This is a genomic window from Okeania sp., from assembly GCF_983059655.1.
Window position 1 is genome coordinate 1 of record NZ_CEZPJD010000262.1, and the last position, 9797, is coordinate 9797.

Genomic DNA, 9797 nt, shown 5'->3' on the forward strand with positions numbered 1-9797 from the left:
CATAATCATACTATACTCTCAATGTCAAATTTTTAATTGATGACACGCCCTAGTAAAAATATATCAGGGAAAGTTAAACTAACTAAGTTTTGGATGTACTTTCTCAGACTAACGTTTATTCCAAACTTATTTCTGGTCACTATATAGCGATGATGCTTACTATATAATTATTTAAAGTTTATTCTAAATAATAAATACTCAAAAAGATAGCAGTGTTAAAGTAAGAATTCAGCCGTCAGCCATCAGCTATCAGCTATTGCTTTTATTTTAGGATAAAAGCTTTATTTATTGTCTTACTACAAAAGTTGCTTCCCTTGCCCTTAAATTCTATATTAATTTAAACACTGTCCTTAAGGAGAGAGTCTTGTTACTGAAGTCCGCAGTTCCTTCGGAGGAGGCTAGCTGACAGCTAATAGCTGTTTGCGCAGCAGTCTGCAGGAAATGTTTACGTGTTAAATAATTTGTCAAAAATTCAAGCATATAGATAAAAAGTATGAAATTGTTACTGATAACTGATAATTGAAATGACCCATTTTTCCTAATTTCAAGATATTCCAAGATATTTTATGCACAACGAAAATATAACTGCTAAACCTATTCAGAAAATTCTATTTGGCAGTCCAGGTACAGGCAAAAGTTATAAAGTGCGAGAGATAGCAACTAATTCGTTGGGAATTAAATGGTATGAACAAACAAAATCATTAGAAAATACAATTAAAACAGTCTTTCATCCTGAATATACTTATGCTGATTTTGTCGGAAAATTATTGCCACAAACTATCGGCAGTTCGGTTATATATAAATTTTATCAAGGTCATTTTTTACGAGCATTAGGATTAGCTTACAAACATTTAGTTAATAATAGTAATGAGAATGTGCTGTTAGTAATTGACGAATTAAACCGAGGTAATGCTGCTGCCATATTCGGTCCGATTTTTCAGTTATTAGATAGAGAAACGGATAATTGGTCAACTTATGATGTCAATTTATCAGAGTTAGAAATAGTGGCTTTGTTAGGTTCGATGGGGTATGATGCTCAAACAACTGATAAAAATATACAAGTGGATGGAAGTAATTTTGATGTTTTTTGTAAGATGACAAAGATGAATTTAGAAATGAGTGATAATCAGGATGGTTTAAGGGTCTTAGAAAATTTGACAAGTCAGAGAATTTCTATTCCTAGAAATTTATCAATTATTGCGACTATTAATACTTCGGATGAGTCGATTTACTATTTAGATAGTGCTTTCAAACGGAGATGGGATTGGGAATATGTGGATGTGCCTGGTTATGGAATAGAAAAAATTAAAGATATAGCGATCGAAGGTAGGGATGAGAAATGGGTTTCTTTTGTGAATAAGTTGAATGATTTTATTAAGGTAAATCATCATTTAATTCGTCGTATTGAAGATAAACAAATTGGGGTTTGGTTTTTGAAGTCTGAAGATAATCAAGTTACTAAAGAATCTATAGAAAATAAGTTAATGTTTTATCTATGGGATAGTGTATTTCCTAGAGATAGAAGACCTTTGGAAGATTTATTATCAAAAGGGGATAAACAAAGTATTAAATTAATTACATATTCTGATTTTATTGCTTTATCTGATGATTTTATTGATGCGATTATTTCTTGTGAATGGTTGACTTTTTAAGTGATTTTATCTTTTGGCGTTGCATATTTGTGGAATGAATTGTAGGCCTGTATAAAAAAGAAGTTAGAAGTATTAGAAGTATTAAAGATGAGATTTACCTGTTCAAAAAGGTTCATCTCTTGATTCAGCAACGCCTATTTTTTGCTATTTTGAGAGGATATTTAGATATAGCAAAAGGCAGAAAGTAAAAGGAAAGAAGTAAAATTTTAAACCGGATTTAGTATTATAAGAATTTTTATTTAGTCTGAGATTTTTTTTGGCAGTCGATGGTTTTGTTGCGTATGTCGCAATAGTAGTTTTTGCTCAGTCTGATATTTTTTTTGGCAGTCGATGGTTTTGTTGCGTATGTCGCAATAGTAGTTTTTGCTCAGTCTGATATTTTTTTTGGCAGTCGATGGTTTTGTTGCGTATGTCGCAATAGTAGTTTTTGCTCAGTCTGATATTTTTTTTGGCGGTCAATAGTTTTGTTGCGGATAAGAAGCGAAGAAGAAATTAATGTTTTGGTTTTATAATCACTAATTATCTGAGTTTAATATTAGTCTCTAAATTTATTGTCCTAGTTTACCGAATAATTAATAATTAAATAATTCGCGCCTTGAAGCCTCCTCTTTTAAGGGGAAAAAAGCAATCGAGGGATGGCGAGATCTCTGAGCTATCTGCAATTGACTAAGAGAAGAAATAATACTTCCTTATATTCAATTCCGTAACTGTTAAAACCCGAGGTAATTATCAATTATCAATTATCCATTATCCATTAATTATTCCTTCCTCATAAAAATGATAAATTTTGCCGAATTAAAGCCTAGAGTTAACACTAAATATTCTTTTGTCGGCATTGAAAAAAAGGGAGGTAAGTTGATTTTTCATTTACCTAAAGGATTCACTCAGGATGACCCGAATATTAATAATTTTGACTTTAAATGTGAATTATTTTTCAAGCTCTACAAAGTTCTGAAAATTGTGCAAAATATTTATCAAGAAAAAGGATATTTGCATAAAAATATCAAAATTAACGATCGCGATGGTGTTTTAAAACAGGAAGCAGGAAAAGAAGTTATCATAAACGATAATCAAGAAAGCATTTTTTATAGCAAACTTGATGCTTTAGATAATATATTAGATGTCTACGATGAGTTGAAAATATTAGCACTTGTCTGTCGTCTTAGTAAATCTGAAACTATAGACTATAGTAAAATTCATCGTTATCTTCACAAGTCTACTTTCCTGAATAATGGTGCGATTTTTATTGATTATATTGATATTCCTCGCCAACAAATATCTTATGAAGCTTCTGATATTGTGGCTATGTATTGTTATATATTTACTGAGATTAAACAAAAATTAGGAGAAAATGTTAATCCAGAAATTGCTGCTCTATCTGCTAGGTTTCGGCATAAGTATATTGGGTATGAATATAGTCTGTTTAGCGAAAACCATTACTCCTTAATCATCAACACTTTGAGAGATGCTTTAGAAGTAATTGATAACTATACAGCGTTAAAAGATATAGATTATTGGCATTTTTATGATGCAGTTGAGAAATTTTTATTTGGGGAATTAGATGATGTAGAAGATGGCAAAATATGGGGATTTAATAATTTTCATAGTGTTTGGGAGGGAATGTGTTTAACTTATCTGCTTAGATACACAAATTCATGTTTTGTCTGTTATCTGAATAGCCGATATATTGCTTCTGAAATAATTGCTCATTTGAATTACAAAAATAGAATTATTGATTTGAGTAAGATTTTTCATGTCAACGGCAAAGATATTTTTCCCGATGCTGTAATTATTTCATTTAATACTAAAAATAATCGCTCAAACTCCACACTCCCAAATTTAATCCCATCTACAACTTCATATAAAATTGAAAAAGTCAAAAATTGGAATGACTTACACTACTACACCACCTTCAAATGCAATAAATATCAATTAAAAATTGCCTATCTTCACCAAAATCTAGAACTAGAAAACCATACTTTTAACGAGTTAGCTAAATTCTGCAAACTTGAGGGAGATACACTGATAGTTAACTCCTTGCCAAATCAGTTTTATTCTTATTGGGAAATTTTGGATGACTTTAGTCTCGAACAACTACAAATGATGGAAAATTTGAATCACATATTTTATCTAGCTCTTAAATTTGGCATCTTATCTCCCGATAAATTTTTTCAACGGTTTATTAATTATGTTTTGGGGTCTGAATATCCCCTTAAAGACAACATATTTTATCTGTCTCTCTTTCGGGATAAAGATAGACTCCGCTCTCTCAAAGAAATCAATCAAAGCTTTAGTAATTTCCTGAATAAAATTATGAATAAAATCTCTATTCAGGTGATTGATATTAAATATGCCAATTTTGATTATTATCTGAATCCAGGAAATCAAGAAGAAATTAAAAGTAGAAGTATTAGAAAACAATTTGTCTATGAGTATTTGATTCAAAATTATCTGGAAAATTATCAAAGTACTGTTAAAAATTGGAGTATTAATAGTGAATTTTGGCTGCCTACTTACAGGAAAAATTTACCAGCGCTTACTCCTGGTACTAAATATATGGATGATTATGTGAAATTAATGGGGCTTAATATTGTAAAAGTTATTGATAGTTATATTGAGGGGAAGTAGGGGAGTGGGGGAGTGGGGAGTAGGGGAGAAATAAACATAAGAATAATTAACATTATAAGTGCTTTCAGCATAGCTGCCTTCTTCAATCATTTTTGCTCATGCCAGATTCATCAAAAGCTCGTTGTAAGTCACTAGATATTTTTAATTCATTTTGCCAATGTTTCAGGTAGTTAAAATCAAGTTTTTTTCCTTGAGCTTTTAGAACACCTAAAATATCCCGCCATTGTTTAGCAGATTGATTGTCAGCAATTCTATACCAAATTAGTTTGTGCAAAATTATATCTTCAGGAGAAGCTACATAAAAATATTGCTCGGAAGAGTCTAATGGGTAAATTTTTTGTCGCCTACTAAGGCTAATCTTTTCAAATTTATTTGAGAGATTAATTGGGTGAATATCTGCTTTGATAACTGAAGCTGTATGAATAACATTAAAACTGTTGGCTTTACCTTGAATAGCATCCTCTACAGCAGTATCACTAATATAAAATTCTCTTTCAAAAGCTGTGATTAACTTTTTAATATCATTGGTTGTTAAAGACACAATAATATCTGCATCATTGGTTTGTCGAGGTTCGCCCCAAAATGAACTGGCTAAACCACCACCTACAAAATAAAGGATATTTAAGTTATCTAATATTTTTCCTATTTTAATGGCAATATCTACAGAGTCGTTGATCATAAATTCTATGTTGATTAATTCTGATATTTGAGCAAATTGTTCTCCTAAAATAATTGTTATATATTTTTGTTTTAATTGATTTTTATCTAGTTCAGGGAAACGCGTTTTGAGTAGTTGCCATTGGATACTTTTTACTTTTCTATTGGTAGTTATGTATTGCTTAATTTTTGTTTCTATAGAGACTTTCCCTAAGAGTTCAAAATATTTTTTATCTGCTTCAATGGTTGTATCTGCTGCTTGGGTTTTGTAGGTCATATTTTTTCTGAAATTAATAATTTTCTTCTTTTCTAATCAAATAAGTATCGTTTTATTTTAATTAGGGATTTAGCGATCGCTTTTCCATATTAGTGTGTTGATGGTGAGCTGCTGTTTTTGCGTTGAATAAAAAGTCATGTGTAGGGGCGAACAACTCCCAATAATACTTACAATATCACCATTTTTTCCGATTTGCAATGAGAAATACTACCTTTTTTTGGTGACAATGGTTGTGAGTTCAAAGTTGGGAGTCTGGAAATGGCAGTCTGGATGAGTGGGGGTCGTCGAATTTTACTTTTGGATAGCTTTGATTGATTTTACTGCCGAAATTGTGGCTACATAAATAATTATAGATAAACCAACAGCACTAGAAATTAACAAACCAGCTTCTCAATGCACAATGATAAAGTTTATAGTTCGGTCAGCTACGCAAGGCCATGTAGAACAAATTTCAGTATTTGATTGTTCTTGCTCTTTGATTTTTTGGTTGGATAAGATTTGATTATTCATGGAAATAATTTTTAACTCTACTATTAACAGCATGAACCAGAATTTAAGGTACTTAGTGTGACATACTCCCACACTAACCTGACGGTATAGTGTGGGCTTCTCGTTTCGTAGCCCCGGTATCCCGTCGGGCTCCACAAGCTTTAAAGACGGAATGCCCTACCGCCCTATTTTTGATATTTATCGCTGCATTCAAGTCGCGGTCTATTGCTATGCCGCAGTGCGGACAATCATGGGTTCGTATGTTTAATTCTTTGGAGACTTTTTCACCACAATTTGAGCAATCTTGGCTTGTATTTTTGGGGTTTACTGCTATGGTTTTCTGTCCAGCATTTGCCTCCTCCGGAGGAGCTGCGCTAACGGCTTTGACAGTCAAAATAGACAGGAATTTTCCCCATCCAGCATCGTTAATTGATTTACTCAAATGAGTCTTTGCTAGCCCTTTGATATTTAAGTTTTCATGGGCAATAATATCCGCTTTTGATAATAATTCATTGGCTGTTTTGAAGTGAAAGTCTTTACGTTTATCACCGACCTTTTTATGTTGTTTGGCTACAGCTTTAACAGCCTTGAGCCACCTTTTACTTCCTTTTTTCTTTCGAGATAAACGTTTTTGTAGAGTCTTTAATCGTTTCTGAGATGAGCGATAGTATTGAGGGATGGGGATAGACTCTCCTTCACTTGTTACTAAGAATTCTTTCAATCCCATATCAATTCCCAGAGTGTTTTTTAATGTAGGTTCAACTTTATTTGTGAAAGCTGGAACTGATTTGTCTTCTAGGGATAAAGTTATATAATAACCATCTGCTTTACGACTAATTGTTACTGTTTTAATTTGAAAACCATCAGGTAACGATCGATGTTGAATCAACTTGATATTGCCTATTTTTGGCAAGTTTATCTTGTTTCCTTCTATGCAGTTTTGCTTGATTTGAGGATAAGTAAAACTGCGATAACGTCCAATTCCTTTAAATCTTGGTTTCCCTAATCTAGTTCCTTTTTTGTCTGTTTTCAACCATCTATCAAAGGCAAGTTTTACCCGTTTTATGCAATCCTGCAGGACCTGAGAATGAATTAGCTTATATTCTGGAAATTTGTCTTTGGTATTGACTAAATCTTTTTTTTGAGAGTAATAATCTGGGTGGTCTCTTAGTTGAGGAATGGGCATCACCAAGGGGCAGGCGTTAACTGGACAACGGTTTTCTGACCACCACGAAAACCGCTCGCCTAATCTATAGTTGTACTGCCGACGCAACAATTCTAACCACATTTCTATTGTGGCTAACTGTTCTTTGTTTGGCCTTAATTTATATTGGTAGGCAGTGCGCATGGTGGAAAATTTGGCGTTGGTGATTCTGGGTATGATTTGATAATTTTATATTTTTGATTTTGTATTTTGGATGGTTTGAACTACTTGTTAATATTAACTGTTCCCTGTTCCCAGTTAAGTGTTCCCTATTCCCTATAAACCTACTTTCATACCTTAATTCACCAACGCCGAAAATTTCCCGGGTTATTGCAATATCATAATACAAGTTTTTCAACTAGGGCAAAAGCTTCTGCTTGAGATAGTATGAAAATTGAATGGGCATCGAACCTATTCAATTTGCAGCCGATTCATCCACCAAATCTGTTTATGATGGTGTGAGGCTTCTCGGCTATTCAGCTAAATCTTTCTCCATAGACTTTTCTCGATTTACTCAAAACAGAAAAATCCAGAAATAGAGCGATCGCTCCAAAGAATTATAGTATTACCAAATAATCAGAAAATTATTACTACTTCCCGTCCTGCTTTTTCAGAGTATTGCAAAGTAACTTTCAAAAATATAACTAAATTGCGATCGCTCGATATAGCTTTTATTAATCAAATCCAGTTTTTAATATTATTTATCTAAATCAAAGTAGTCTAATTTTCCCCAAATTATTACAAAATATTTCACGAGCTTGCGTTGTTTCAGCGATTTGGTACATAGTTTGTACATTAGATATTGTGCCAATGTTGTGCCTAAACCTAAGAATAGAGTCTTCAATACAAGGCTATAACCTAGTATTTTCGTTAATCAAACCTCAAATCTGCCAATTTTCAGCCGAGAGGTATAGTCTCAAAAAAAACAAATTTTGAACAAGTCAAATAATCAAGTAATTCTAGCCAGTGAAAATATTGTAGTGCGGGCACCTTGCCCGCGATGGGCGTACCTCATAACAGCGGAAAGTGCTGTATTTCCTTATATTCAATCAAGAACGGTTTTAACCAGAGGTAATTATCAATTATCCATTATCAATTATCCATTAATGAAATTCTACCAATTAAATTTCATGCCCAAATATTCTTCTAAAAGCTGATTATGAGGTTTAAAATAATCATTTAATTTTTGTCGAAGTGATTCACTAATAGAAGAATAAGAACCAGCGTTTAATTTTGGATAGTCTGATATTTGATAATCTGGCAAACCTAGAAAGTCGAAAACTTGCTTCATGGTAGTTGCCGAGTCACGATAAAAGTCTTCACTTTTCAAAATTAGTAATTGTTCTCTAGGAAAAATAGCTAACCATTTCTTGAGGAATTCTACATATACCCCAGAAGCGATATAATCTCCTGCAAAATTCCAATAATTAGGATGAGAAATTTTGCTGAGTTTTTCAAGTTGAGAATTAATAGCTACTTCACAAGAACGAAATTCTTTATTTAAACGTACTTGATGATAGTAATGAGAAATTGCTCGATCGACAGGATTTCTCATAATCAGAATTAGTTTGGTTTTGGGAAAAAAATGAAAGATTCTACAGGCAGCATATTGAGCATCAAAATAGGTAGTGCTTGCTTCTCCAGTTAAAAATTTTTTTGACTCTGAAATGGGAGGGAAATGTGCCCGATACCAATCTATACCTCTATGGAAATTGAAAGACCAAAAATGTATTTCTTTTTTGATGGCAGGTAAGACTTGGGGATGTTTAGTTATATAGCTATAAAGAGAGGTGGTTCCTCCTTTGCCTACTCCAATAATTAGAAAGTTTGCTTCAGATAATTGTTCTGAATTCCAGTGTTGGTTAACAAAGGTGGGATGGGTTTTATAAATATAATTTTTAGAGGCTGTTTGATAATATTTTATCGCCTCATTAGTTCTGCCTACTTGAGTTAAAGCTTCTGCTAAGTTTAGGTAAGTGGAAACTGAATTATTTTGATTTTCAAGAAATTTCTGAAATAAATTTACTGTCTCCTCAAGTTTGCCTAATTTTTCAAAAGTTTCCCAGAGACGAGTATCTGACCACCAAGCAAAATCAGGATTAATTTCTATGGCACGATGATAGGCAATAGAAGCTTCCAACCATTTTTGTTGTTGGGTTAAAACTAATCCTAGATAATAGTAAGATTGACTATCTTGATTAGTTTCCACAGCAGCATAATATGAGTTTAAATCTTGTTCTAGTTGAATTTTTTGCCGTAATATTTTCTCTAATTCCCGAAGGATATCTATTTGATGCTTACTAGGGAATATTTCTCGCAACATATAATAGATAATGATGGCTGCAGAAATATGATTTGCTTGTGCTAAAGCTGTGCCTAATTTTAAGTATAGTTCTGGATTTTCTCTGATGAGATATAGTGCTTTTTGATAAATAGGATATTGGTCTGGATTTTTAATAGCTCCACAATAATAATTGATAATTTCATCTAAATTTGATTGAGAAAGTTGGGCAAAAGCATCTCCTAACTGTAGGTGCATCCAAGGTAAATCCGGTCTAACTTGAGCAACCTCCAAATAAGTAGCGATCGCTTCATCTAATTTTTTTTGTTTAAGTAAAACATCTCCCAGACATTGACGATACCAAACTACTTCTGGATTTAGTTTTATTGCTTGACGATATGCTATTTCTGCTGCTTCTAGTTTGCCAATTTGAAAGAGAATATCTGCTAATTTTTGATGAGTACCTTTAAGTTCTGGTTTTAGTTGAATTGCTGTTTGATAAGAAACAATAGCTTGCTCAAATTCTCCAACATTAACCAGTGCTTCTCCTAATTTATTGTAATCCCAATAACTATCAGGATTAATTTTAATAATTTGACGGTAAGCAAC

General features: G+C 32.7%; 5 protein-coding genes. 2 read left to right on the forward strand and 3 right to left on the reverse strand.

Annotation, left to right across the window (positions count from 1 at the left end):
- The first annotated feature begins 566 nt into the window (after nt 1-566).
- Together AC3DU7_RS15750 and AC3DU7_RS15755 are read left to right on the forward strand one after the other, a co-directional pair.
- Nucleotides 567-1652, forward strand: a complete 1086-nt coding sequence (locus AC3DU7_RS15750; RefSeq protein WP_488040275.1) for a restriction endonuclease — start codon at nt 567-569, stop codon at nt 1650-1652.
- 777 nt (nt 1653-2429) lie between these two features.
- The gene (locus AC3DU7_RS15755) at nt 2430-4280 is read left to right on the forward strand and encodes a hypothetical protein (protein WP_488040276.1); all 1851 of its coding nucleotides are present in this window, start codon (nt 2430-2432) and stop codon (nt 4278-4280) included.
- A gap of 82 nt (nt 4281-4362) precedes the next feature.
- Here the strand turns inward: AC3DU7_RS15755 and AC3DU7_RS15760 are convergent, their stop codons facing one another.
- The 3 genes from AC3DU7_RS15760 to AC3DU7_RS15770 all read right to left on the reverse strand — a co-directional run.
- The gene (locus AC3DU7_RS15760) at nt 4363-5214 is read right to left on the reverse strand and encodes a hypothetical protein (protein ID WP_488040277.1); all 852 of its coding nucleotides are present in this window, start codon (nt 5212-5214) and stop codon (nt 4363-4365) included.
- A 583-nt stretch (nt 5215-5797) separates the two neighbouring features.
- Nucleotides 5798-7051, reverse strand: coding sequence for an RNA-guided endonuclease InsQ/TnpB family protein (locus AC3DU7_RS15765; protein ID WP_488040278.1), 1254 nt, complete (start codon nt 7049-7051; stop codon nt 5798-5800).
- Nucleotides 7052-8021: 970 nt separating this feature from the next.
- On the reverse strand, nt 8022-9797 hold a 1776-nt coding region (locus tag AC3DU7_RS15770; protein ID WP_488040279.1), incomplete at its 5' end, for a tetratricopeptide repeat protein.